Source organism: Lactobacillus crispatus (assembly GCF_018987235.1).
Classification (GTDB): domain Bacteria; phylum Bacillota; class Bacilli; order Lactobacillales; family Lactobacillaceae; genus Lactobacillus; species Lactobacillus crispatus.
Map to the genome: position 1 here is coordinate 383,483 of NZ_CP072197.1, position 23,137 is coordinate 406,619.

At 37.0% G+C, this 23,137-nt stretch carries 30 protein-coding genes, 1 other RNA gene, 2 pseudogenes and 1 other annotated feature; of the genes and pseudogenes, 32 read left to right on the top strand and 1 reads right to left on the bottom strand.

Annotated features, from left to right (window positions below):
• From pstA to phoU, 4 genes are read left to right on the top strand one after another with little or no spacing between them, the layout of a single operon-like run.
• Complete coding sequence (gene pstA / locus J6L97_RS01935) at nucleotides 1-888, top strand: phosphate ABC transporter permease PstA (protein ID WP_013085844.1); 888 nt, start codon at nucleotides 1-3, stop codon at nucleotides 886-888.
• Between the two features lie 8 nt (nucleotides 889-896).
• Complete coding sequence (gene pstB / locus J6L97_RS01940) at nucleotides 897-1,691, top strand: phosphate ABC transporter ATP-binding protein PstB (RefSeq protein ID WP_005720438.1); 795 nt, start codon at nucleotides 897-899, stop codon at nucleotides 1,689-1,691.
• Between the two features lies 1 nt (nucleotide 1,692).
• Nucleotides 1,693-2,448: a phosphate ABC transporter ATP-binding protein PstB gene (gene pstB, locus J6L97_RS01945; RefSeq protein WP_005724216.1), complete on the top strand. Its 756-nt coding sequence runs from the start codon at nucleotides 1,693-1,695 to the stop codon at nucleotides 2,446-2,448.
• Between the two features lie 17 nt (nucleotides 2,449-2,465).
• Nucleotides 2,466-3,143 carry a phosphate signaling complex protein PhoU gene (gene phoU / locus J6L97_RS01950; RefSeq protein ID WP_013085845.1) on the top strand — a complete coding sequence of 226 codons (678 nt, stop codon included), beginning with the start codon at nucleotides 2,466-2,468 and terminating at the stop codon, nucleotides 3,141-3,143.
• 60 nt (nucleotides 3,144-3,203) lie between these two features.
• On the opposite strand, the pseudogene J6L97_RS01955 reads toward phoU, so the two are convergent.
• A pseudogene (locus tag J6L97_RS01955) lies at nucleotides 3,204-3,837 on the bottom strand (transposase).
• 81 nt (nucleotides 3,838-3,918) lie between these two features.
• Between J6L97_RS01955 and J6L97_RS01960 the strand changes: the two are divergent.
• From J6L97_RS01960 to J6L97_RS02100, 28 genes and pseudogenes are all read left to right on the top strand, one after another.
• Entirely contained in the window at nucleotides 3,919-4,197 is a 279-nt protein-coding gene (locus J6L97_RS01960; protein WP_054833018.1) for a hypothetical protein, read from the top strand.
• 38 nt (nucleotides 4,198-4,235) lie between these two features.
• Nucleotides 4,236-4,358, top strand: a sequence feature (ribosomal protein L10 leader region).
• A 42-nt stretch (nucleotides 4,359-4,400) separates the two neighbouring features.
• Complete coding sequence (gene rplJ / locus J6L97_RS01965; protein WP_005720444.1) at nucleotides 4,401-4,913, top strand: 50S ribosomal protein L10; 513 nt, start codon at nucleotides 4,401-4,403, stop codon at nucleotides 4,911-4,913.
• 52 nt (nucleotides 4,914-4,965) lie between these two features.
• Nucleotides 4,966-5,328: a 50S ribosomal protein L7/L12 gene (gene rplL / locus J6L97_RS01970; protein WP_005720445.1), complete on the top strand. Its 363-nt coding sequence runs from the start codon at nucleotides 4,966-4,968 to the stop codon at nucleotides 5,326-5,328.
• 76 nt (nucleotides 5,329-5,404) lie between these two features.
• Nucleotides 5,405-6,247: an ion transporter gene (locus J6L97_RS01975; protein WP_035443785.1), complete on the top strand. Its 843-nt coding sequence runs from the start codon at nucleotides 5,405-5,407 to the stop codon at nucleotides 6,245-6,247.
• Nucleotides 6,248-6,252: 5 nt separating this feature from the next.
• Nucleotides 6,253-6,873 carry a class I SAM-dependent methyltransferase gene (locus J6L97_RS01980; RefSeq protein WP_005720447.1) on the top strand — a complete coding sequence of 207 codons (621 nt, stop codon included), beginning with the start codon at nucleotides 6,253-6,255 and terminating at the stop codon, nucleotides 6,871-6,873.
• A gap of 127 nt (nucleotides 6,874-7,000) precedes the next feature.
• Nucleotides 7,001-7,183 carry a hypothetical protein gene (locus tag J6L97_RS01985; RefSeq protein WP_005720449.1) on the top strand — a complete coding sequence of 61 codons (183 nt, stop codon included), beginning with the start codon at nucleotides 7,001-7,003 and terminating at the stop codon, nucleotides 7,181-7,183.
• Nucleotides 7,184-7,257: 74 nt separating this feature from the next.
• On the top strand, nucleotides 7,258-7,758 hold the full coding sequence (gene tadA, locus J6L97_RS01990) for a tRNA adenosine(34) deaminase TadA (RefSeq protein WP_005728621.1): 501 nt from the start codon (nucleotides 7,258-7,260) through the stop codon (nucleotides 7,756-7,758).
• 51 nt (nucleotides 7,759-7,809) lie between these two features.
• Nucleotides 7,810-7,907: signal recognition particle sRNA small type (gene ffs, locus J6L97_RS01995), an RNA gene on the top strand.
• 56 nt (nucleotides 7,908-7,963) lie between these two features.
• The gene (gene dnaX / locus J6L97_RS02000; protein ID WP_023488833.1) at nucleotides 7,964-9,769 is read left to right on the top strand and encodes a DNA polymerase III subunit gamma/tau; all 1,806 of its coding nucleotides are present in this window, start codon (nucleotides 7,964-7,966) and stop codon (nucleotides 9,767-9,769) included.
• A gap of 103 nt (nucleotides 9,770-9,872) precedes the next feature.
• Nucleotides 9,873-10,528 (top strand): annotated as a pseudogene (locus J6L97_RS11000) (GT-D fold domain-containing glycosyltransferase).
• Nucleotides 10,529-10,543: 15 nt separating this feature from the next.
• On the top strand, nucleotides 10,544-10,879 hold the full coding sequence (locus J6L97_RS02015) for a YbaB/EbfC family nucleoid-associated protein (protein WP_054833019.1): 336 nt from the start codon (nucleotides 10,544-10,546) through the stop codon (nucleotides 10,877-10,879).
• Nucleotides 10,880-11,479, top strand: a complete 600-nt coding sequence (recR, locus tag J6L97_RS02020) for a recombination mediator RecR (RefSeq protein WP_005728617.1) — start codon at nucleotides 10,880-10,882, stop codon at nucleotides 11,477-11,479.
• On the top strand, nucleotides 11,479-11,718 hold the full coding sequence (locus J6L97_RS02025) for a YaaL family protein (protein WP_005720594.1): 240 nt from the start codon (nucleotides 11,479-11,481) through the stop codon (nucleotides 11,716-11,718). Before recR ends, J6L97_RS02025 begins: the two co-directional genes overlap by 1 nt.
• Nucleotides 11,719-11,777: 59 nt before the next feature.
• A complete protein-coding gene (locus J6L97_RS02030; RefSeq protein ID WP_013436946.1) occupies nucleotides 11,778-13,178 on the top strand; it encodes an IS3 family transposase in 1,401 nt (466 codons plus the stop codon).
• A gap of 127 nt (nucleotides 13,179-13,305) precedes the next feature.
• Complete coding sequence (tmk, locus tag J6L97_RS02035) at nucleotides 13,306-13,944, top strand: dTMP kinase (protein ID WP_005728616.1); 639 nt, start codon at nucleotides 13,306-13,308, stop codon at nucleotides 13,942-13,944.
• 12 nt (nucleotides 13,945-13,956) lie between these two features.
• Complete coding sequence (locus J6L97_RS02040) at nucleotides 13,957-14,277, top strand: cyclic-di-AMP receptor (RefSeq protein WP_005728615.1); 321 nt, start codon at nucleotides 13,957-13,959, stop codon at nucleotides 14,275-14,277.
• Nucleotides 14,277-15,134, top strand: a complete 858-nt coding sequence (locus tag J6L97_RS02045; protein WP_057726767.1) for a DNA polymerase III subunit delta — start codon at nucleotides 14,277-14,279, stop codon at nucleotides 15,132-15,134. Before J6L97_RS02040 ends, J6L97_RS02045 begins: the two co-directional genes overlap by 1 nt.
• 9 nt (nucleotides 15,135-15,143) lie before the next feature.
• A complete protein-coding gene (gene yabA, locus J6L97_RS02050) occupies nucleotides 15,144-15,494 on the top strand; it encodes a DNA replication initiation control protein YabA (RefSeq protein ID WP_005721578.1) in 351 nt (116 codons plus the stop codon).
• Complete coding sequence (gene rsmI, locus J6L97_RS02055) at nucleotides 15,494-16,345, top strand: 16S rRNA (cytidine(1402)-2'-O)-methyltransferase (protein ID WP_005720587.1); 852 nt, start codon at nucleotides 15,494-15,496, stop codon at nucleotides 16,343-16,345. The genes yabA and rsmI overlap by 1 nt, the downstream gene beginning before the upstream one ends.
• Before the next feature lie 2 nt (nucleotides 16,346-16,347).
• Nucleotides 16,348-17,082: an acyl-[acyl-carrier-protein] thioesterase gene (locus tag J6L97_RS02060; RefSeq protein WP_057726768.1), complete on the top strand. Its 735-nt coding sequence runs from the start codon at nucleotides 16,348-16,350 to the stop codon at nucleotides 17,080-17,082.
• A 50-nt stretch (nucleotides 17,083-17,132) separates the two neighbouring features.
• Nucleotides 17,133-17,651 (top strand): folate family ECF transporter S component, encoded by a 519-nt coding sequence (locus J6L97_RS02065; RefSeq protein WP_057726769.1) that lies wholly within the window; start codon nucleotides 17,133-17,135, stop codon nucleotides 17,649-17,651.
• A 29-nt stretch (nucleotides 17,652-17,680) separates the two neighbouring features.
• On the top strand, nucleotides 17,681-18,415 hold the full coding sequence (gene tsaB / locus J6L97_RS02070; RefSeq protein WP_054832851.1) for a tRNA (adenosine(37)-N6)-threonylcarbamoyltransferase complex dimerization subunit type 1 TsaB: 735 nt from the start codon (nucleotides 17,681-17,683) through the stop codon (nucleotides 18,413-18,415).
• Nucleotides 18,399-18,971 (top strand): ribosomal protein S18-alanine N-acetyltransferase, encoded by a 573-nt coding sequence (rimI, locus tag J6L97_RS02075; protein ID WP_054832852.1) that lies wholly within the window; start codon nucleotides 18,399-18,401, stop codon nucleotides 18,969-18,971. The genes tsaB and rimI overlap by 17 nt, the downstream gene beginning before the upstream one ends.
• Nucleotides 18,972-20,015, top strand: coding sequence for a tRNA (adenosine(37)-N6)-threonylcarbamoyltransferase complex transferase subunit TsaD (gene tsaD / locus J6L97_RS02080; protein ID WP_057726770.1), 1,044 nt, complete (start codon nucleotides 18,972-18,974; stop codon nucleotides 20,013-20,015).
• A gap of 150 nt (nucleotides 20,016-20,165) precedes the next feature.
• Nucleotides 20,166-20,879 (top strand): deoxyribose-phosphate aldolase, encoded by a 714-nt coding sequence (gene deoC / locus J6L97_RS02085; protein WP_023488855.1) that lies wholly within the window; start codon nucleotides 20,166-20,168, stop codon nucleotides 20,877-20,879.
• Nucleotides 20,880-20,887: 8 nt separating this feature from the next.
• Nucleotides 20,888-21,862: a Gfo/Idh/MocA family protein gene (locus J6L97_RS02090; RefSeq protein WP_054832854.1), complete on the top strand. Its 975-nt coding sequence runs from the start codon at nucleotides 20,888-20,890 to the stop codon at nucleotides 21,860-21,862.
• The gene (locus J6L97_RS02095; RefSeq protein WP_023488857.1) at nucleotides 21,855-22,565 is read left to right on the top strand and encodes a GntR family transcriptional regulator; all 711 of its coding nucleotides are present in this window, start codon (nucleotides 21,855-21,857) and stop codon (nucleotides 22,563-22,565) included. The genes J6L97_RS02090 and J6L97_RS02095 overlap by 8 nt, the downstream gene beginning before the upstream one ends.
• Nucleotides 22,566-22,908: 343 nt before the next feature.
• Entirely contained in the window at nucleotides 22,909-23,079 is a 171-nt protein-coding gene (locus J6L97_RS02100; protein WP_081036416.1) for an LPXTG cell wall anchor domain-containing protein, read from the top strand.
• The last annotated feature ends 58 nt before the right edge of the window (nucleotides 23,080-23,137 follow it).

Here is a 23,137-nt window from a genome sequence, read left to right on the forward strand (position 1 = left end):
ATGGATGCAAAAAAGAAAGATAAATTAGCTACGGCGATTATCTATATTTTGGTAGGAATTGTTGTATTAATTTTGGCCGGTATCCTAGGTGATATCTTGATTACAGGTATTCCACATTTGTCCTGGCACTTTTTGAGTTCTGAAGCCTCATCATACCAAGCTGGTGGTGGGGTACGTGATCAACTTTTCAATTCAATTTATTTGTTAATTTTGACTACTATTATCTCCTTACCAATTGCTTTAGGAGCAGCAATTTATCTAGCAGAATATGCTAAAGATAATTGGGTGACCAATTTGATTAGAACTACAATTCAAATTCTTAGTTCATTACCATCAATTGTAGTTGGCTTATTTGGTTATTTATTGTTTGTAGTTCAATTTGGCTTTGGTTTTTCAATTATTTCTGGTGCTTTAGCTTTGACCTTCTTTAATTTGCCAATTTTAACTAGCAATATTGAAGAAGCAATAAAGGGCGTCCCACAAGATCAACGTGAAGCAGGATTGGCTTTAGGATTATCTAATTGGAAAACTATTCGCGGGATTGTTTTACCCGCTGCTCTTCCCGGAATTTTAACTGGAATTATTTTGAGTGCGGGCCGAATCTTCGGGGAAGCTGCCGCTTTGATCTATACAGCGGGACAAAGTGGATCAACAGTCAATTATGCGGACTGGAATCCATTTAGTCCAACTAGTCCACTTAATGTAATGCGGCCAGCCGAAACATTGGCGGTCCACATTTGGAAAGTAAATACTGAAGGAATTATTCCTGATGCCACGATTGTTTCAGCAGCTACTTCAGCGCTCTTGGTTATTGTGGTAATCGTATTTAATTTAGGTGCACGTTATTTAGGCAATAAATTGTACCGCAAGTTAACTGCAGCTAAGTAGGTGAAATAATGCAAGATTTAAAACCTAGCTATATTAAAACTTTTGCAAATGATGATTTGGAATTATCAACTGAAGATTTAAGTGTTCTTTATGGCGGTAAGGTACAAAAATTATTTGATGCCAGTCTTCAATTTAAAAAGAACACGATTACAGCTTTGATCGGTGCTTCGGGTTCAGGTAAATCAACATTTTTACGTTCATTAAATCGAATGAATGATCGAGTAGCAACTGTTAACGGAAAAATCTGGTTTCATGGTTTAGATGTGAATAAGCCTAATATCAATGTTTATGAATTAAGAAAAAACATTGGCATGGTTTTTCAGCGGCCTAATCCATTTCCTAAATCAATTAGAGAAAATATTGTTTATGCTTTGAAGGCAGATGGACATAAGGATCGGGCAGAACTTGATCGAGTTGTAGAAGAAAGTTTGCGTGCGGCTGCTTTATGGGATGAAGTTAAAGATAAGCTGGATAAAAGTGCATTAGCATTGTCGGGTGGTCAACAACAGCGTTTATGCATTGCTCGTGCTTTAGCTGTTAAGCCAGAAATTTTACTACTGGACGAACCTGCCAGCGCTTTGGATCCTGTTTCTACTTCTAAACTGGAAGATACCCTTAAGCAGTTGAGGAGTAAGTATACTATGATTATGGTAACTCACAACATGCAGCAAGCCTCAAGAATTAGTGATTATACTGCATTCTTCCATTTAGGACATGCAATTGAATATAATTCAACGGCAGAGATCTTTACTAATCCTAAGGGTAAGATTACTGAAAACTATATTCAGGGAAGTTTTGGATAAAATGACAACAATAATTTCAGCAAAAGATGTACATCTAAGTTATGGCAATTATGAAGCACTGCACGGGATCAGTCTTGATTTTAAGAAAAAAGAATTAACAGCTTTGATCGGTCCAAGTGGTTGTGGTAAATCTACTTTTTTACGCTGTCTTAATCGAATGAACGATGACATCGAAAACATTAAGATCACAGGTGAAATCAAGTTTGAAGGCCAAGATATCTATAATTCTAAAATGGATTTGGTCAGTCTACGTAAAGAAGTCGGCATGGTTTTTCAACAGCCAACCCCATTCCCGTTTTCCGTATATGACAATGTGGCTTATGGCTTAAAAATTGCTGGTGTTAAAGACAAAGAGCTAATTGATCAGCGGGTAGAAGAGAGTCTTAAGCAAGCTGCTATTTGGAAAGAAACAAAGGACAATTTAACTAGAAACGCTCAAGCATTTTCAGGAGGACAGCAGCAAAGAATTTGTATTGCTCGTGCGTTGGCTGTTAGACCTAAAGTTGTTTTATTAGATGAGCCCACAAGTGCGCTTGATCCAATTTCAAGTAGTGAGATTGAAGAGACACTGATGGAACTAAAGCATCAGTATACTTTTATTATGGTGACTCACAATTTGCAGCAAGCAGGACGAATTTCTGATCAGACCGCCTTTTTGATGAATGGCGATTTGATTGAAGCTGGTCCAACTGAAGAAATGTTTATTGCACCTAAGAAACAAATCACAAGTGATTATCTTAACGGTCGTTTTGGTTAAAATTTTGAGGTAAAAAGATGCACGAAATATTTTTGGATGAACTGAAAAAATTAAATACACAATTTATGGAAATGGGTGTCCTCGTCAACGATGATATTGACCATGCTACCCGTGCTTTTGTTGATCATGATAAAAAGACTGCGCAGTCAATGGTTGATGATGAAGAAAAGATTCCTACAGAATCAATTGATATTCAAAAGCAAGCCTTAAAATTAATGGCCTTGCAGCAACCGGTAGCTACTGATTTTAGAGTTGTTATCAGTATTTTAAAGGCCACTACTGACTTGGAGCGAATTGGTGAAAATGCTATGAGTATTGCTCTGGAAACAATCAGAGTAAAAGGTAATCCTCGTATTCCAGAAGTTGAAGAAATTATTTCTAATATGACACATAATGTGCGACATATGTTAATTCAAGTTTTAACTGCTTACGTGCAAGATGATGAAAAAATGGCACGTGAAGTGGCTAGTCGTGATAGCATGATTGACCACGACTATGTAAGAGCTCGTCAATTGATCGTTGATGGAATTGAAGATGATCCTTCGCGTGCAATGGCTTCATCAAGCTATTTTGTAGTTACCCGTTTACTTGAACGAATCGGTGACCACATTGTTAACTTGGCTAGCTGGGTGGTTTATAAAACTACGGGTGAACTAGAAGAACTATCTAATTCAACTGAAAGTGAAACGATTTAAATAAAGTACCGTAAAAAGCGGTGCTTTTTTTGTAATAAAAAACAGTTGATACGCGTGGTGCTAGTTAAATCGTTCTAGACAATATGCCATATTATAAGCTAAAATAGCTATTTCTAGCCGCTGTTGAAAGCCTACTGGACTTCTTGCTCGATTATTCTCAGCGTTGTAATAACTAAGCAAAGAAAAGTCGCTTTCAATGCTTCTTCTAATTGCCATCATCGCTTACTATTGCGTGGACCTTGAAGCCATAATAATAGACTTTCTTGGTTGCTTTATAACCAATATCAGCTACGCCCCGAAAGATCTTGACACGATAATTGCGAACAGGCTGGGAAACTGGCACTGGGAAACTATCAATAATCAAAAATTCTCCAGCTGTCTTTACTTCTTGATTCCAAGCCTGACGGATACAACGAATTAGAGGCAAGAGCATTCGAGCTCGACGGTTAAAGCGAGAATGAGATAAGCCAACGAAGAATTTACAGAATCTTCGTTGAGATTCAATTCCAATTTCAGTTTGCCAAATGAGCATCGCTAAGATAGAACTATCAGGAAGCTTGGTCTGATCAACATTTTTACGATGTTTAAGTCCATCAGGCGCATAAAGCTTATACAGCGAGCGACAAATCACATTTAACCGATTAAAACTAACTTGTAAATGGTGAGAAAAACGCTTAAGCTTGAGATAGTTCAATTAGATCAGACTCTTTTCTATTTAAATTACTTACAACTTTTATTAACTAAAACGATTTAACTAGCACCACGCGTATAATTAATGAATATTTCAAAAACTGTATTGGCGTTATACCAAACAATTATTGGTGAAAAACAGAAACGCTTAATTAAGACAGCAGATGCTTATTTGGACATTAACTACGGTGATAAAGTTTATCAGATAATTGATCAAGTTAAGGAACGTAATATTCCGATTTTGTCTTTTGGGGATACAGCAGATCAAAACAATACTTACTCAAACTACACTGTTTTTGGCAATGATCGAGTAGACGAGATGGTGGATAAAATTAATGAAATCATCAATAACCAAAATAAATAAAATTATCTTTTGCATTTTACAGCAAAGCTTGCTATAATAATTAACTGTAAATTCTACCTAAGACTCGGGTGGCATGACGCCTCAAAATCCCGCCGAGGCCAGAAGATGATGAAGATTTTTATGCTCCATGTCTTTCGGCATGGAGCTTTTGCTTTTTTTAGGCCTTATAGAATTTATCAATGTGATCATGGAGGTGAAATAATTTGAGTAAAGCTGCTATTGCTGAAAAAGAAAAGTTCGTTGATGCATTTGCTGAAGAACTTAAAGCTGCTAAGGCAATCTTGGTAATTAACTACCTTGGTTTGACTGTTGAAGAAGTTACTAACATGCGTAAGGAACTTCGTGATAACGATGTTAAGATGAAGGTTATCAAGAATACCTACTTAAGACGTGCTGCTGCTAAGGCTGGTATCGAAGGTCTTGATGATACTTTTGTTGGACCAACTGCTGTTATCTACACTGATAACGCTGATGACGTTACTGAACCTGCACGTATCGTTTCTAAGTACGAAGATGACTTTGACGTTATCGAAATTAAGGGTGGTATGCTTGAAGGTAAGTTGACTTCTAAGGATGAAATCAAGGAACTTGCTGCTATCCCAGGCCGCGAAGGTTTGCTTTCAATGCTTGTTTCTGTATTACAAGCTCCTGTACGCGACTTCGCATATGCTGTTAAGGCTGTTGCTGAATCTAAGGATGAAGACTCAGCTGAATAATAAAGAAATTTATATTTAATATCTAAATTCTAATTTTTCGGAGGATACTTAAATGGCTTTAGATACTGATAAGATTATTGAAGAATTGAAGGGTGCTACCATCCTTGAATTGAACGACCTTGTAAAGGCTATTGAAGACGAATTTGACGTTACTGCTGCTGCTCCAGTTGCTGCTGCAGGTGCTGCAGACGCAGGTGCTGCTAAGTCAGAATTCGACGTTGAATTGACTGAAGCAGGTCAAGAAAAGGTTAAGGTTATTAAGGCAGTTCGTGACATTACTGGTCTTGGCCTTAAGGACTCAAAGGACCTTGTTGATGGTGCTCCTAAGAACGTTAAGGAAGGCGTTTCAGAAGACGAAGCTAACGACATCAAGGCTAAGCTTGAAGAAGTTGGTGCTACTGTAACCCTTAAATAGTTACAGCCCAACTGGGCAACTATGAATAAGCTCTTTGCTATGTGCGAAGAGCTTATTTTTTTGTATAATTAAATTTATGATGAAAGATATAGAAAGAAGACTAACGCCATATCAATGGGTAATGGCCATTTTAGCTATTATTTCGATTTTTTTGATTATTTTAGATTTTGCTGCGGTTATTAATATTGATGAACCGACTAGTAAATGGTTCTGGATCAATAGTGCAATTGTAGTATATTTTGCAATTGATTACTTTCGTGGCTTACATGCAGCAGAAGACAAGAAACTATATTTCAAAACTCACATTTATGACTTGCTGAGTATTATTCCAATGGGGTTATTGTTTATCAGCTTAAATATTTTTAATTTATCTGGGCTGGTATCAGATTTGCGGCTTTTGCGTTTGATTCGATTAGCTGGTTTGATGGGAAAATTACGTAATATTTTTCATACTAATGGCCTACTCTATGTAATCTTTTTTACAATTACATTTTTGTTGGTAGGAGCGGAAGCATTCGCAATCACTGAACATGTAACGCTGGATACTGCTTTTTGGTGGGTCATTTCAACAGCTTCTACTGTCGGTTATGATGCAATTTTTGGCAAAACAATTCCACCGCATAGTATTGTAGGAAAATTCGTTACATTAGTAATGATGCTTTTAGGAATTGGAATAGTTGGTATGTTAACGTCATCGATTACTTCGTATTTGATGAGGAGAACGAATGGCGCGAATACGTTAAAAACGCATGATAATATTCAATTAATTTTGAAAAAGCTTGATAATTTAGAAAAGCAAAACAAGGATTTGGCTGATCAAAACAAAAAGATGCAAGCACAGATTAATGAATTGAAAGATGTACAGAATACAACGGAGCTGCATAAGATAAAAGAATGGTTTGAGAAAAAGAAAGGTTAGTTAAAATGAGTGAAGAAAAAAATCAAATGTATTTTGCGACTGATCCTACTGCCAAGCATGATCAACATGTTGTTGATTATCATGTGGATAATATTGATTTGAAATTCACAACAGACGCAGGTGTCTTTTCTAAAATGAGGGTTGATTATGGCTCAGGCGTATTGATCAAGGCAATGAAAGATGTTGTTTTTCCTAAGGATAATATCTTGGATGTTGGTACCGGTTATGGTCCGATTGGTTTATTTGCGGCTAAGTTTTGGCCTGATCAAACTGTAGATATGGTTGATGTAAATGAGCGTGGATTAAGCTTGGCAAAGCAGAATGCACAAGTTAATCACATAGATAATGTAAATATCTATTCCTCTGATTGTTATGAACATGTGGATAATGATAAAAAGTTTGGTCTAATATTAACAAATCCGCCTATTAGAGCAGGAAAAAAAGTGGTTAATGAGATTTTACTGGGAGCAAATGAGCATTTGGTTAATGGCGGTATCTTATTAGTAGTTATTCAGAAAAAGCAGGGAGAACCTAGTGCGCGTAAGCTGATGACCAATACATATGGTAATTGTGAAATTTTAACAAGAGATAAAGGCTATTATATCTTAAAATCAACTAAGAAATAACTAAATAAAAAATGCTTGAAAGTACTATTAAATAAGCATTAGACTTTATAAAAGTGCTTTCAAAACTGGATTTATCCTCGTATAATAATCTTGTAAATATCAAGAGTATGTGAAGAGGATAATTATTATGAAAAAGGCTTGGAAATACATTGTTGCAGTATTGATTGTAATTGTTGGTGTGTTTATGTTAGGTATGATTTCCGGTGATAACGAGACTGCTGCTCCAGCTGGAATTGCTGCATTATACTTGATCTTGTCAGGAATCTTTTTCTACCACAACTTTAGAAATCGTAACATTGAACCATTGTAAAAAGTAAGCAGCTAGTCGCAAATAGCTGCTTTTTTGATACAATAAATAAAAACGATGAATTGAGAAGTGATAAAATGCTGTCTGGCGAAGATAAAAGGAAATACATGCAATTAGCCATTGACCAGGCAAAAGAAGCTGAAAAGCAAGGAGAGGTGCCGATAGGGGCAGTTGTTGTTGATCCTGATGGCCGCGTAGTTGGTACTGGATATAACAGGCGTGAACTTGATGAAGATGCTACCCAACATGCAGAAATGATTGCGATTAAAGAAGCTTGCAGTAAGTTAGGCATGTGGCGCTTAATTGACTGCAGCTTATTCGTGACTTTGGAACCATGCCCGATGTGTGCAGGGGCAATTATTAATTCTAGAATAAAAGACGTTTATTTCGGTGCACTTGATCCAAAAGCCGGAGCTTGTGGATCAGTTGTGGATTTATTTAGCGTAGAAAAATTTAATCATCATCCGCATGCAATTCGTGGACTGTATCGTGATCAATGTGCACAAATGCTAAAAGATTTTTTCAGAGCGATTCGTGAGAAACAAAAAGCAGCTAAATTAGCTCAAAAAGAAGTATAAAATCAGTAATTTTTAAAACAAGATGCTGGTAATATTTACTGAAATACGTTAACATAGTTGTTGGGCAATGTTTGACCTCTGAATTGTGTCAGGACCGGAAGGTAGCAGCACTAAGGTTGTTCAGGCATGTGCCTTTTTTGTTAGAATATTAACAGCTCTTAGCTCTTCGAGAGCTAGGAGCTTTTTTACTTAGGAAAGAGAATTTATGGCTTATCAAGCGCTATATCGTAAGTGGCGGCCGCGGACTTTTGACAGTGTGATTGGTCAAGAAGCGATTACCGATACCTTAAAAAATGCGATTAAACGTGGTAAGGTTTCCCATGCGTTTCTTTTCGCAGGACCCCGCGGAACTGGTAAAACATCTTGTGCTAAGATTTTTGCTAAGGCATTGAATTGTACTAATTTGCAAGATGGTGAACCATGCAATGAGTGTGCTAACTGTATTGCAGCTGATCAAGGTTCAATGCCAGATATCATGGAAATTGATGCCGCTTCAAATAATGGGGTTGATGAAATTCGTGAAATTCGCGATAAGGTAAAATATGCTCCAACGGAAGGTAAATACAAGGTATATATCATCGACGAAGTTCATATGTTGTCGATGGGAGCTTTTAATGCTTTGCTGAAGACATTAGAAGAGCCACCAGAGCATGTAGTATTTATTTTAGCAACGACTGAATTGCAAAAAGTGCCTGCGACGATTATTTCTAGAACGCAGCGCTATAATTTTAAGCGAATTTCCAAAGAAGACCTTGAGAAGAGAATGAAATACATTCTTGATCAAGAAAATATTAAATATGAATATAAAGCTTTAGCAGTCATTGCTCAAGTAGCCGATGGTGGGATGCGGGATGCTCTTAGCATTTTGGATCAACTGTTGAGTTACGAGAAGGAAAGCGTCAACTATGATGATGCTTTGCAGATTACAGGCTTTGCAGATCGAGAAAATATTGAAAAAATTCTTTTAGCTTTGTTAAATCAGGATGCAGGTCAAGCCTTGCAGCTTACACAAGATGAGTTGGCTAAAGGAGCTAGTTCAAAAAACATTTTAGATGAAATCATCGATCTAACTACTAAGAGTTTATTAATCGTCAAAACCGATGAAAATAAACAGGAAACTTTTTTAACAAAAGACTTTATTGAAAAAATAAAGAGCGTTTCTACAGATAGTTATTATCGATTGATTAATTTGGCTAATAATGCTTTGAATGATTTACGCTATACTAATCAGCAACAGATACCACTGGAAGTGTTCTTAGTAGAAGCAAGTAGTCCTGCACCAGTGCAGACAAGCGCTGCCCCAGCTAAGACAACACCAGCTCAACCTGCACAAGGTAATACTGATTTGCAGGCTGAACTAGCAGCGTTGAAGAAGCAAGTCGTTGATTTAACACAAAAACTTAGTGAAGTATCCAATAAGCCAAGTTTATCAACAAATCAGGTATTTCACTTGGATACTGCGGTACCTAAAGTGGCTCCTAAGCCTGCTGTTAAACCAAAAGAGAAGCAAACTAAAAAGCCGGTTAGAAAAGTTAAAAAAACTACGGCAGAAAATCGCAAACAAGTATATCATGTTCTTGAAAATGCTACTCGAAACGATTTAGAGACAATTAAGAATGTCTGGCCTGATTTACAATCTGTTTTAGCTGTCTCTGAAAAAGCACTGCTTGATGTATTAGAACCAGTGGCTGCTAGTCCTGAACAAGTTGTCATGAAATGCAAATATACTTTATGGTTTGAAAATGCGAGCGCAGATAATGATCTGTTAGGGCGCTTAACGGACTATATTGAAAAGTTTGCTAAACATTCTTACGGCATTGTCTTGGTGCCAGATAACGATTGGCTGGCAGTTAGAAAAGAATTTGTTGAAAGCCATAAGGATGAGCTACTTGCTAAGAAAAAGCAACAGATTGAGATTCAAGAAGAAAAGTCAGATGAACCAGAAGTTGATCCAGAAGTGATTAATAAGGCAAAGGATCTTTTTGGGGATGCAGTCAATATTAAAGACTAAAGTACTATGAGCAATGATTATAATATTAAAGTTTTAAATAAAGAAACAACATTACAGATCTTACTAGAAGATCATAATTCTAGCTGGTTCGCTAAAAGAGCTCCTGTTAGAAGGCAGCAATCGCCGTTTATTAGTAGGATTATCTGATGTTTTTGAAAAGTTAGATCGCTATAATGATTATTGCCGTAATTTTTATCAAAATAGTTTCTTCCCGAATAATCATGACTTGTTAAGAGAAGTTGAATTGCAATACAATGTATACGTTTCTACTTTCTTTTCACGGCCATATATTGATTTAGTAGATAAAAGTCACGCTAAAGATTATTTTGCTAAAATGAAACAGCTTTGGCAGGATCATGATCTTTTAATTGTAGAAGGTAAATATAGTCGCTCAGGCGAAGGCATGACTTGTTTTCTAATGCTAGATCAATTAGTAGACTCATTTGTCCGCCAACTAATGCATATAGTCGCAAAAAAGTTATTGAAGATGAAATTATTAAAAATGCAGCTAATAGGTTGATTTTACTGATGTTAGGTCCTACTGCAAAAGTGATTGTGGCTGATTTGATAGCTCAGCTTAATAATCAAATGATTGATATAGGGCACATCGATTCAGAATATGAATGGATGAAAATGGGCGTAACTAATAAGGTGAAGATACCGCATAAGCATACTGCTGAGTTTAATTTTGATGATAAACAAGTTAAACTAGAGAAAGATGACAATTTTGATAAGCAGATTATTAGTATAATAGAATAATAAAGGAGAAAAATTATGAGTAGAAGACCTAATTTTGGTGGTATGGGCATGGGCGGCATGAACATGCAACAAATGATGAAGCAAGCTAAGAAGTTGCAAGCACAAATGGCAGAAGAGCAGGAAAACATTACTGCTCAAGAATTTACTGGTAAGTCTGCCGATGATTTAGTAGTAGCTACCTTTACTGGTGACCGCAAGTTGAAGGACATCAAGATTGATAAGGAAGCAATTGATCCAGACGACCCAGATATGTTACAAGATTTGGTAATTGATGTGGTTAACAAGGGCTTGGCCAAAATTGATGAGGCAACTCAGGCAAGCTTAGGTAAATACACGAAAGGTTTGATGTAATTGCAATATCCATTACCAATTGCTCATTTAATTGATGCTTATATGAAGCTACCTGGAATCGGTGAAAAAACGGCGACTCGGTTGGCTTTTTATACGATGGATATGCCTGATCAGGATGTCGATGATTTTGCTAAGTCTTTAGTTCAAGTAAAAAAAGACATTCATCAATGTCCGATCTGTGGCAATATTACCGAAAAAGATGTCTGTGATATTTGCTCTAATCCTAATCGCGATCAAACAACTATTATGGTAGTTGAACAACCAAAGGATTTGATGGCTTTTGAGGAAATGGGCGAATATGACGGACTTTATCACGTGCTTCATGGTGTTCTTTCACCAATGGATGGAATTGGACCAGAAGAGATCAATATCAAGTCTTTAATTACGCGTTTGCAAAAAAATGATGCTGTTAAAGAAGTGATTTTGGCGCTTAATTCAACTCCAGAAGGCGAATCAACTGCGATGTATATCAGCAAATTAATTAAGCCAGCTGGTATTAAGGTAACTAGATTGGCCGCTGGTTTGTCAGTTGGTAGTGACATTGAATATGCTAATTCCATTACTTTAAAGCGCGCAGTGCAAGGAAGAACGGCATTATAATGGCTAATAAAAAGCAAGCAAAGATCAAAGCAATGGGTGATCAAAAGTTGGTAGCCGAGATTGAAAAGCTACAAAATCAAATTGCATTAGAGCAAGATCTCGATCAAACAACTTTAGATTTATCCGAAGATAATTATGTGCAAAATCGAATCTTAAAGGCAAAGTATACTTTTTTGTATAATGAAGCTCGTCATCGAGGCACAAGATTTAGTGGTATTACTAATGCTATTACCCAGTAGAAAAAGACCGAATATGTAGTGACCCTCGAAATTCGGACATGAATCTCGAGGGTTTTACTATGTCTAAACTAACTAAAAAGGATAAAATTCATATTTTTGAAGAATGGACTTTAGAAAATAAACGTGGAACGTACTTAAGTAAGAAATATGGTATCAGAAGAGAAAAGGTAAATTATCTAATAAATTTAATTAAAATTCATGGCTTATCAGTACTTGATAAATCTTATACGCATTACTCAAAAGAGTATAAAGAACATGCCATAAAAAGAGTGCTTTTAGGAAATGAATCGATTAATGCAGTAGCACTTGATCTAGGTTTGCCTGGTAATGGTATGTTAAGCAATTGGATTCGCTCTTACAAAGAAAATGGATATAATGTCGTTATCAAGAAGAAAGGACGACGAATCCATGAGCAAGAAAGAGTTAAACGAATTAGAACGGCTCAAGCAAGAAAACGCCAAGTTGCGTCGCCAGAATTTAAAGCTTACTGTCGAAAACGCATATATAAAAAAATTGGATGCCTTGGTTCAAAAAAGAAAGAGCCAACCAAAACAGAAATAGCACAAGCTGTTACCGAATTGAGGCATGAACTGGGGCTCGCAGTAAAGAAGATCATTGAAATTATTAACGCTAATGAAGATCTGCCGCACATCTCGCGCAGTAACTACTATGACGTTTATACTCGTGAGGATAAGGATCAAGTTCATCATAGTGATGTGATGATGCGCATTCGGGAGATCTATGATGAGATTAAGAATCGTTATGTTGCCCCAGGTTATCGTCGTATTACACATATTTTGCATCGTGAAGGCTATCAGATTAATCGTAAAACTGTTAATCGTTTAATGCGCAAAATGGATTTGTACGGTTATGTGATGAAGCGTAGACATCCATATAGCAGCTATCAAGGAGATATTAAAGGCAGAATCAAACCAGACTTAATTAAACGCAAATTCTTTGCTTTAAGACCGAATATGAAATGGTATACCGATATTACCGAATTCAATCTAAGGGGTAAGAAACTCTATTTATCACCTATCATTGATGGCTGCGGACGTGATATCGTTGCTTATAATATTTCTCGTCATCCTAATCTGAAACAAGTGATGTCAATGTTGGATGATGCTTTTAAAACTAATCAGGCACTAAATGGTTTAATCTTTCATACAGATCGAGGCTGGCAATACCAACACAAGGCTTATCAACATGAACTAGCTATTCGCGGTATTGAACAAAGCATGTCTAGAAAAGGCTGTTCTCCAGATGATGGCTTAATGGAGGGCTTCTTTGGCATTCTCAAACGTGAAATGTTCTATGGTCAGGAGAAGAAATATGCTTCACTTGACGAATTAGAGCAAGCTATCAGAAAATATATAGACTATTACAATACGGAAAGAACTAAGGATAAACTAAAAGAACTTACTCCGATAGAATATCGGAATAAGTCCTTAGTCGCATAATATCAATAAAGTGTCCGAAAAATGCGGGTCACTACAATATTGGTCTTTTTTTATTTTGAATAAATAAAAAATAGTAGGACTGTTAATCTCTATGAAACTTCTGTAGAATAGACATATGGAGGATTTTATGAGAGGTTATTTTGTTAGTTTTGAAGGCCCTGATGGCGCCGGGAAAAGTACAGTTTTAAAAGAAGTATTGAACCAAATTGGTTCAGAGCTTAAGACACAATATCTTGTGACGCGTGAACCAGGCGGTTCAAAAATTGCAGAAAAAATTCGCGACATTATTTTAGATCCTGCTAACGACAAGATGGACAATAAGACCGAAGCGCTTTTATATGCTGCATCACGTAGTCAGCATGTGGAAGAGATTATTCGTCCAGCTTTAAAGGAAGGCAAAGTCGTATTTTCAGATCGCTATGTCGATAGTTCTTTAGCTTATCAAGGAGCGGGACGTGATTTAGGAATTCAGGAAGTTAAGCAAATTAATGATTTTGCAACGGATAAATTAGATCCTGATCTTACTTTTTTCTTAGATCTTGATCCTGAAGTAGGGTTAAAACGAATTGAAAAGCTGCGTCCGGGTCAGGAAGATCGTTTGGAACAAGAGAATCTTGCCTTTCATAAAAAGGTTTATGCCGGTTTTCTCAAGGTAAAAGAGACGTATCCTGAACGCTTCGTAACTGTTGATGCTACGCAGCCAATTGATCAGGTAGTTGCTCAAGTTATTGCAACATTAAAGCAAAGAATGCCAGAGTTATTTTAAGGATTGATTTAGATGAAGTTAGTAATTGCAATTGTGCAAAAAGAAGACTCTAATGATTTACAACGGGCCTTTGTTCAAAATGATTTTCGTGCTACTAAGTTAGCAACTTCAGGTGGTTTTTTAAGTCAAGGAAATACTACCTTTTTAGTAGGTTGTGATGACGATAAAGTAGACGATGTATTAAAGATTATTAAGGAACAGTCTCGAGCAAGAGAGGAAATTGCAACACCACATATGGTTTCAACTGGGTATGAAATTACACAGCCTTTGAAAGTGACAGTCGGTGGTGCAACTTGTTTTGTTGTTCCAGTTGATGAGTTTAAACGCTTCTGATGATTGATCTTAGTAATGTTGGGAAAAAGCAAACCCAATTTTTAAAAAGAGCATATGACCAAAAAAAGTTAGCTCATAGTTATCTTTTTGTTGATAGCGATGAGGCACGGGCATTGAATACTGCATACTGGCTAGCTTGTTTGTTTAATTGTACTGGTGAAAATAAGCCGGATGGCAGCTGTCAAAATTGTCGGCAAATTTTGTCAGGTAACCACCCAGATGTATTGCTAGTAGCGCCTGATGGAAAACAGACTCTAGGGATTGATCAAATTCGTCCCTTAAAAGAAGAATTAGCCAAAAGCCCAGTTGAAAGTACTCGCCGTTTCTTCTTTATTAATGAAGCACAAAAGTTAACTTTAGCTGCAGCAAACGGATTATTAAACTTACTAGAAGAACCAGTAGCGCCAGTAGTTACGATTTTGATTACTAACAATAGTGATCAGATTTTACCAACGGTGCGTTCACGGACCCAGATCATTAATTTTGACAATGGTGAGAGGGCTAGTGATAGGACTGCAGTCTTACTGGGGAATGGTTTTTCAAAAGCAGAGATTGAGGAACTGGGTAATCTTGATAAATGGAATCAGGCAATTAAATATTTTTATCAAGAAATGCTGGAACACAACAGCTTAGCACTTGTCAGTGCACACAAGCTAGCTGCTGATGCTAAGCTAGTGTCAGAGCAGGGTTACATCTTGCTTCAGTTAAAATTATTGGCCGAGCAAGATTTGCGTAATCCTGCTAAAAGAATAATGGCGGCGACAATGCTTAAGAATTTAATTGAAATAGACAAAATGCGTTTGAGTAACGTAAATTTACAAAATGCGTTAGATTATCTCGCCTTAAAATGGAAGTAGGTGTTTAGATTGGATCCATATTCAAAACTGAAAAAGATTGAAGAAACAACAGAAAATATGACCAAGACGATTGCCAGCTTGGAAAATGATATTTTAGAAACATTAAAAGAAAACACGGAGTTGAAGGTAGAAAACCAATTACTCCATGAGAAGCTGGACAAGTTAACGGCAAATCAGCCTGCACCTGAGACTAAAACGCAGAGTGGCTTGGAATCATTAAAGAAGATTTATGATTCAGGGTACCACATTTGCAATATGTACTATGGCTCGCATCGTGATCCAAGTGCAGATTGTATGTTTTGTCTTGATATTTTGGACAATTTTGGCGAAAAAAAGGGCAAGAAAAAGGACGGTAGATAATGAAACGTCAAAGCAGTTATGCAAAAGATGAAGGAAAGCTTTATTTAGTGCCAACTCCGATTGGTAACTTGGAAGATATTACTATTCGCGCTAAAAAAGTTTTAACCGATGCAGATTATGTAGCCGCAGAAGATACAAGAACTAGTGGGATTTTACTGGAAAAAATTGGGGTTCATAATAAAATGATCTCTTTTCATAAGTATAATTCCAAGGAGCGGGCGCCGGAATTGATCAAGTTGATGAAGGAAGGTGCTGTGATTGCCGAGATTAGTGACGCGGGGATGCCCGTGATTTCTGACCCAGGTTATGTATTAGTACAAGAATGCATTAAGCATGATATTCCGGTTGTACCACTTCCTGGTCCAAATGCTTTTTCAACTGCTTTGATTGCTTCCGGTTTTAATCAGCCATTTACTTATTATGGCTTTTTACCAAGAAAATCATCGGAACAGAAGACCTATTTTGCACAGATGCGCGATAATAGAGCAACATCAATTTTTTATGAAGCCCCGCATCGTCTAGCAAAAAACCTCAAAACATTGGCTAGTGTGCTGCCAAAAGATCGTCAAATTGTAGCTGCACGTGAACTGACCAAAATCCACGAAGAGTTTATCCGGGGTAGTGTGGAAGAAGTTACGAATTACTTCAATGAGAATGCTCCACGCGGGGAATTTGTGATTCTAGTTTCACCTAATACAGAAGCGCCTAAGCAACTATCTTGGACAGAATTAATTGACTTAGTTAATGACTTGGTTGAAAAAGGTGAATCCAAGAAAGATGCAATTAAACAGGTAGCCAAGCAGCATCATGTTTCTAAGAATGAATTGTATGATCAATATCACCAGGACTAATTATGAAATATACCGAAGAATATCAAATTGAATTTAAAGATTGTGATGAAAATCGCCGATTAAAGTTACCAGCACTAGTTGATTTGATGATGCAGGTTTCTGAGCATCAATTAAGTCAAGGTGGTGCTGGGACTGATGACTTGGTTAAGCGTGGTCTAGGCTGGGTCGTTACTCAATATCATTTTGAGATTAAAGACCTGCCTAAACCGGGTGATCAAGTTATTCTAAGTACTGAAGCTAGCGGCTATAATCGTTTTTTTGAGTATCGTGATTTTGGCGTTAGTACGCAAGACGGTAAGCCATTAGTGACTGTAAAAAGCCAGTGGGTAATGCTCGACTTGAAGAAGCGGCATATGGTGCCAGCCGATACTAAAATGATGGAAGATTGGGGTGCACCACTACTTAAAAAGATGCCACGTTTTCCAAGATTGCGTCCGCAAACCGAATACGAGCAAAAGCGTTCATACCGTGCGCGTTACGATGACTTAGATACTAATCATCATGTAACTAATAGTCATTATTTCAGTTGGTTTGTTGATATGTTGGATCGTAACTTTTTAAAAGAACATATTGTTACAGCAATTGATATTAAATTTGATAAAGAAGTTCATTATGGTGAGAGTATAAATTCTTGCATGGACTTGGTTCAATATGATATTATGACTACGTCTCATGCAATTGAAGCAGAAGATGGGACAGTTAAGGCTGTCTGTGAATTAAGTTGGCGTGTGATATAGTAACAACATGACGCTATCAGTTGTTTTTAATTATGGGAGGAATCGGTCAAATGAATACAAAGAAAATTTTACGAACGGATTTACAGCAACTAGTCTTTTTAGGTATTGTTGTTTCAATGAAAATTATTCTAAGTCAGTTTTCTTTTGGTCCAGTAATGGTTAAAGTGGGACTGGGTTTCATTGGGAGTGTGCTATTAGGATATCTCTTTGGTCCGCTCTGGGGAACAATTGGCGGTGGAATTAGTGATTTAATTTCATCTGCACTTTTTGGCAATCAAGGTGGCTTTTTCATTGGTTTTACTTTAACAGCAATGGCAGGCCCATTTATCTACGCCCTGTTTTTATATAATAAGCCAGTTAAAATTTGGCGGATTATTGCTTCTACTATTCTGGTGACTGTAATTGTCAATATTGGCATGAATACCTTATGGCTACATATTATGTATGGTATCAATTTCAATGCGGCTTTGATCCAACGTTTACCTAAGGAGACGATCGTTCCTTGGATTCAAATGGTTATCAGCTACTTTGTTTTACAAGCCGTTTCTCGTGTTAAAATAAAAAAGTGATTTAAAGCGAAAAGAGAAAAATGTATAAAATGAAAATTTTAAGTGTTTCGACAGCTACTAATCATTTGAGCGTGGCCTTGAATGATGGTCAACAAATTATTGTTGAGAAAAATGAACGAGATGAGCGTAATCATAGCGAACATCTTGATCCTTTGATTGATGAAATCTTAAAAGATAATGATTTAAGCTTAAAAGATATTGATCGTTTTGCAGTTGCTATTGGGCCAGGTTCTTATACTGGACTAAGAATTGGAATCACTACTGTTAAGATGTTTGCCAGCATTTTAGATAAAGAGGTTGTAGGAATCTCAACTTTACAAGCTTTGGCTAAAGGCGTTCAAGAAGACGCTTTGGTAATTACTGGTTTAGATGCAAGAAATGACAATTATTTTGCGGCCGGTTATTTAAGCGGTGCTGTACCAGAGAATGTCATTCCAGACGGTCATTACAATATCGACGTTTTAATTAAGGCGATTCAAGATTATGCGGCCAAGCATGAAGTTAAGAAAATTGTTTTTGTGGGCTCAGGTCTTGAAAAGCAAGATGAAAAATTTAAAGCTTTGAATATTCCATATGTTTATGGAACTGAAGAAGAGAATGTCATCCATGCTGGGCTAATTGGACAATTAGCTGAAAATGCGGTTCCAGTTGATCCAGATAAATTATTGCCAAGTTACTTGCGTCGAACTCAGGCTGAAGTAGACTGGCATAAAAAGACAGGCAAACCATTCGAGCCAGATAGTCATTATGTTGAAGAAGTTTAATCAATTTTTCCATCAACAGTTAAATCGGATTGATATGAGTTTAACCCCGTTTATTGCGAATGTAAACGGTAAGAGACTACAAATTATGCAAGCTACAGATGACAATATTCCTGACCTGCTTGTATTAGAGGAGCAAGTTTATTCAGGTCGGACACCGTGGAATAAGTTTTCATTTGAGCGAGAACTAGAGAAGCGGCATAATTGTCTTTATTTGGTAGTGTATTATGAATCGATGCTAGTTGCATTTATTGGTGCGCGTTTTACTCCAGAAGAGACGCATATTACTAATATTGCAGTAGCGCCGGCTTTTCAAAATATGCATATTGGTCGTTACTTAATGCAATTGATTATTGATCGGGCGCGTGAAAATGACAGTGATTGCGTTAGTCTAGAGGTAAGAGTAGATAATGAGATTGCCCAAAAGCTATATCGTTCCTTAGGTTTTGAAGGTACCTTCATTCGTAAAAACTATTACCATGATACTCATACCGATGCTATGAACATGGTTTTATGGTTAAAACCACATCAGATTAAAAGAAAGAAGTTTACGTTTTGAGTGAAAAAAAATGTTCGCATTTTAGCTTATGAGAGTTCTTGTGATGAAACTTCCACTGCTGTCATTAAAAATGGGCGTGAGATTGAAAGCTTAATCGTAGCAACGCAGATTAAGAGTCATCAACGCTTTGGTGGTGTAGTCCCTGAAGTTGCTAGTCGTCATCATATTGAAGTGGTTAGTCAGATTACTAAAGAAGCTTTGGCTGAAGCTAATTGTACTTGGAAAGATATCGATGCAATTGCTGTGACTTATGGCCCTGGCTTAGTTGGTGCTCTTTTAATTGGTGTAAGTGCAGCTAAGGCTGCTTCAATGGCAACGGGTATTCCTTTGATTGGTGTTGATCATATTATGGGGCACATTATGGCAGCTCAACTAAAAGATGAGATTGAATATCCAGCTCTTGCATTACAGGTTTCAGGTGGACATACTGAAATAGTTTTACTTAAGGATCCTGTTCATTTTGAAATTATCGGTGATACGCGCGATGATGCTGCTGGCGAAGCATACGATAAGATTGGTCGTGTTCTTGGGGTAAACTATCCAGCAGGTAAAACTATCGATGCCTGGGCTCATGAAGGCAAGGATACCTTTAACTTCCCACGAGCAATGATGGAAGATGATGACTATGACTTCTCATTCTCAGGTTTAAAGTCAGCTTTTATTAACACTTGTCATCATGCTGATCAGATTCATGAAAAGTTGAATAAGTATGATCTGGCTGCAAGTTTTCAAGCAGCAGTAATTGATGTTTTGGCTCATAAAACAATTCGCGCAATTAAGCAATATAAGCCCAAGACCTTTATCATGGGTGGTGGAGTTGCTGCTAACCATGGCTTACGTGATCGCATGAGTGCAGAAATTGCTAAACTACCTAAGGCAGATCAACCAAAGGTGATTTTACCAGATATCAATCTTTGTGGTGATAACGCTGCGATGATTGGTGCTGCTGCATATAATCTTTATAATGATAATCAATTTGCGGATTTGACTTTGAATGCTGATCCATCATTGGAATTGCCATATGCTAAGAGCATGTTGAATTAAATAGAATAACTTTTTAAATCAAATACCTAGAACGATTATTTCTAGGTATTTTTTATTATGTAATAACATATATGTTGACTTATGCAATTGTATTCTTTATTATCAATTGTGTAAGCAATATGTTATTACATAATAGAAGAGGCTTAAATTATGAAATACACTTTAGATGATTTTGCTAGATTAATTGATCACACCAATTTACATGCGGATGCAACGCAGGCGGACATGAAAAAGCTTTGTGATGAGGCGAAAAAGTATCACTTCAAGATGGTGGCGATTAACCAAGTGCAGTCTAAGTTCTGTGCTAAGCAATTAAAGGGCACGGATATTGATACAGGTGCTGCGATTGCTTTTCCTTTAGGACAACAGACGATTGAATCAAAAGTTTTTGATACGAGGGATGCAATCAAAAATGGCGCTAACGAAATTGATTACGTCATTAACATTACCGAATTAAAGGCTAAGAACTACGATTATATTAAGCGAGAAATGACTGAAGTGGTTGCTGTTTGTCATGAGCATCATATTCCATGCAAAGTAATTTTTGAAAACTGCTACTTAACTAAGGATGAAATTAAGAAGCTGGCTGAGATCGCTAAAGAAGTTAAGCCTGATTTTATTAAAACTTCCACTGGCTTTGGGATATCTGGCGCTAAGGTTGAAGACGTCAAGTTAATGAAGTCTGTGGTTGGCGATGATGTTAAAGTTAAGGCAGCCGGCGGCATTCGCAACAGTGATGACTTTTTAGCCATGGTTCGGGCAGGTGCCGATCGAATTGGCTGTTCTGCCGGTGTGAAGATTTACGAAGCATTAAAGCGGCGGATGGAAGATGATCATGTGGACAGTATTGAGATTGAACGTTAGGAGAAAAAATGGAGTTAGGAATCGTTGGTAGTGGCCAGATTGTTCATGATTTTTTATCTGCAAGTAATCAAATGCAGGATGTAGAACTAGTGGCAATTTCTACTTTAGCTAGGTCAAAAAGCGTGGCAGAGGGATTAGCCCAAAAGTATCAAATTAACAAAGTCTACACAGACAATGAGGCAATGTTTGCAGCTAGCAACATTGATACGGTTTATATTGGCGTGCCTAATTCACTGCATTTTTCCATTGCTAAAGAGGCTTTAGCAGCTGGTAAAAATGTTGTTTGTGAAAAGCCTTTAGTTGAAACTAGTGAGCAAGTAAAAGAGCTTAAAAAGATAGCGGATGAGCACCATGTGTTGCTGTTTGAAGCCATGACCGTTCTTTATCTTGAAAACTATTTCCACTTAAAAGAAGATCTGGAAAAGATTGGCAAGGTTCATGTTGTAGCTTTAAATTTAACGCAGATTTCTAGTCATTATTCAGAATTTTTAGCTGGTGTGCATATCCCTAAGTTTGACCGCAAAATGGGTGGCGGAGCCTTGATGGATATGAACATCTATAATATCAATTTCTGTGTCAGTCTGTTTGGTCAGCCAAAGAAGATCACATATTTGCCAACGATTCAGCACGATACCGATACGTCAGGAATTTTGAATTTAAGCTATGACGATAAGCAAGCTAGTTTAATTGCGGCTAAGGATGCTGTGGGCCCTACCCGGTCATATATTGAAGGCGAGAAGGGCTTAATTTATTTCGATGGCCCATTAAACGTGCTACCTGATTATTACGTTCAGATAGGTAAAGAAGAGGCTAAACGCTATAACTTCAATAAATATAGTCACCGCATGATTAGTGAGTTTAATTATTTTGCTCAAAAGATCAAGAATCATGATCAACAAGCAGCAGACGAAGCCTATGAGCATAGCTTGAATGCGATTATCGTTTTGGAAAAGGCACAGGAGTTTTTACCTAAGAATGACTAAGGCGAAATATCAGGAAATCGAAGAGATTTTATGTAAACAGATAACTGATGGCGGTTATCAAGTGGGTGATTTGATTCCTAAAGAAATAGAGCTTGCAGCTAAGTATCAGGTATCCCGTCCGACGATTAGTCATGCAGTCCAGGATCTGGTTAATCAGGGGTATTTAGAACGTCGCAAGCATGTGGGAACAATTGTCAGACAAACGAAAATTGCGCAAGAATTTACTCATGTGATTCAAAGCTATGATCGTGAGATGAAGCAAAAGGGGTTAACTGCTCAGACTCAAGTACTTTATTTTAAAAAAGTCAAGCCCACAGAAGATGTAAAACAAGCCTTAAAGCTAAAGGAAAACGATGAGGTTTATAAATTAACGCGTTTGCGTTCGGCTGATGGTAATCTTAATGTCGTGGTTACAACATATTTACCGGTAAAACACTTGGCTAATTTTGAAGAGATCGATTTTTCAATTCAGTCGCTTTATCAAGAATTGAGGAAAAGAAATTTGCCGGTTGTCCATGTGAAGCGAAAATTGGAAGTTAAAGCTGCTAATGAAATGACGGCGGATTTATTAGATATTAAAGAGCAAGATCCGGTATTTTATTTTCATACTTATGGCTATACCAAGAATGAAGTTCCGATTGAGTATTCGATTGCCACATATCGTGGGGATGAGAACTACTTTTTGATTGATTTAAAAAAATAAAGGGGGGGGTAGATGATCGACAATTTTATGTGAAGATCATTACCCTTTTATTTTTAGTAATTTTTATCTAAAGGATAGTCCAGAAAATCCTGAAACGCCTCAGAAACTTGAAGAGCCGCAAAAGCAAAATCCAGAAGTTCCTAACAAAGACTATAAACATTTAATTGAGCATAAGTCACGTAAAGTGGAGAATAATGATAAGAAGGAGAAAGTAAGAACAGTAGCTAAAAAACATTTGACCAGTTCAAATAGACCAGCTAAGGCCGAAACATCTAACAGAAGTAACGGGCCTAAGTCTGAATTGTTAATGAAGAGGATTAAGTAAAATAATGTTCCTAAGTCTATGGTTAATAATTCTCATAGTACAGCTATAGATAATAAGGCTAAAACTAATGAAGAAACTTTACCACAGACTGGTGAAAAGAGTAGTAAGATTGGTATTATTCTAGGGTTATTGACTATATCGCTAGCAAGTTTGTTTGGACTTGGTAAAAAGGACAGAAAAGAGGATTAAGTAATTTAATTAGAATGAAAGATTCACTTGATTAGAAGAAGCATTCCTACAGATGAGA

Coding starts and splice junctions, on each gene's coding strand:
- J6L97_RS02015 (WP_054833019.1), top strand. CDS start 10,544: ATGAGTAGAAGACCTAATTTTGGTGGTATGGGCATGGGCGGCATGAAC.
- J6L97_RS02030 (WP_013436946.1), top strand. CDS start 11,778: ATGTCTAAACTAACTAAAAAGGATAAAATTCATATTTTTGAAGAATGG.
- J6L97_RS01960 (WP_054833018.1), top strand. CDS start 3,919: ATGAATATTTCAAAAACTGTATTGGCGTTATACCAAACAATTATTGGT.
- rsmI (WP_005720587.1), top strand. CDS start 15,494: ATGAAACGTCAAAGCAGTTATGCAAAAGATGAAGGAAAGCTTTATTTA.
- J6L97_RS01985 (WP_005720449.1), top strand. CDS start 7,001: ATGAAAAAGGCTTGGAAATACATTGTTGCAGTATTGATTGTAATTGTT.
- J6L97_RS02060 (WP_057726768.1), top strand. CDS start 16,348: ATGAAATATACCGAAGAATATCAAATTGAATTTAAAGATTGTGATGAA.
- phoU (WP_013085845.1), top strand. CDS start 2,466: ATGCACGAAATATTTTTGGATGAACTGAAAAAATTAAATACACAATTT.
- J6L97_RS02065 (WP_057726769.1), top strand. CDS start 17,133: ATGAATACAAAGAAAATTTTACGAACGGATTTACAGCAACTAGTCTTT.
- J6L97_RS02045 (WP_057726767.1), top strand. CDS start 14,277: ATGATTGATCTTAGTAATGTTGGGAAAAAGCAAACCCAATTTTTAAAA.
- dnaX (WP_023488833.1), top strand. CDS start 7,964: ATGGCTTATCAAGCGCTATATCGTAAGTGGCGGCCGCGGACTTTTGAC.
- rimI (WP_054832852.1), top strand. CDS start 18,399: ATGTTGAAGAAGTTTAATCAATTTTTCCATCAACAGTTAAATCGGATT.
- pstB (WP_005724216.1), top strand. CDS start 1,693: ATGACAACAATAATTTCAGCAAAAGATGTACATCTAAGTTATGGCAAT.
- tsaB (WP_054832851.1), top strand. CDS start 17,681: ATGAAAATTTTAAGTGTTTCGACAGCTACTAATCATTTGAGCGTGGCC.
- tadA (WP_005728621.1), top strand. CDS start 7,258: ATGCTGTCTGGCGAAGATAAAAGGAAATACATGCAATTAGCCATTGAC.
- J6L97_RS02040 (WP_005728615.1), top strand. CDS start 13,957: ATGAAGTTAGTAATTGCAATTGTGCAAAAAGAAGACTCTAATGATTTA.
- J6L97_RS02090 (WP_054832854.1), top strand. CDS start 20,888: ATGGAGTTAGGAATCGTTGGTAGTGGCCAGATTGTTCATGATTTTTTA.
- rplL (WP_005720445.1), top strand. CDS start 4,966: ATGGCTTTAGATACTGATAAGATTATTGAAGAATTGAAGGGTGCTACC.
- tmk (WP_005728616.1), top strand. CDS start 13,306: ATGAGAGGTTATTTTGTTAGTTTTGAAGGCCCTGATGGCGCCGGGAAA.
- J6L97_RS02100 (WP_081036416.1), top strand. CDS start 22,909: ATGGTTAATAATTCTCATAGTACAGCTATAGATAATAAGGCTAAAACT.
- pstB (WP_005720438.1), top strand. CDS start 897: ATGCAAGATTTAAAACCTAGCTATATTAAAACTTTTGCAAATGATGAT.
- J6L97_RS02025 (WP_005720594.1), top strand. CDS start 11,479: ATGGCTAATAAAAAGCAAGCAAAGATCAAAGCAATGGGTGATCAAAAG.
- J6L97_RS01975 (WP_035443785.1), top strand. CDS start 5,405: ATGATGAAAGATATAGAAAGAAGACTAACGCCATATCAATGGGTAATG.
- J6L97_RS02095 (WP_023488857.1), top strand. CDS start 21,855: ATGACTAAGGCGAAATATCAGGAAATCGAAGAGATTTTATGTAAACAG.
- pstA (WP_013085844.1), top strand. CDS start 1: ATGGATGCAAAAAAGAAAGATAAATTAGCTACGGCGATTATCTATATT.
- deoC (WP_023488855.1), top strand. CDS start 20,166: ATGAAATACACTTTAGATGATTTTGCTAGATTAATTGATCACACCAAT.
- J6L97_RS01980 (WP_005720447.1), top strand. CDS start 6,253: ATGAGTGAAGAAAAAAATCAAATGTATTTTGCGACTGATCCTACTGCC.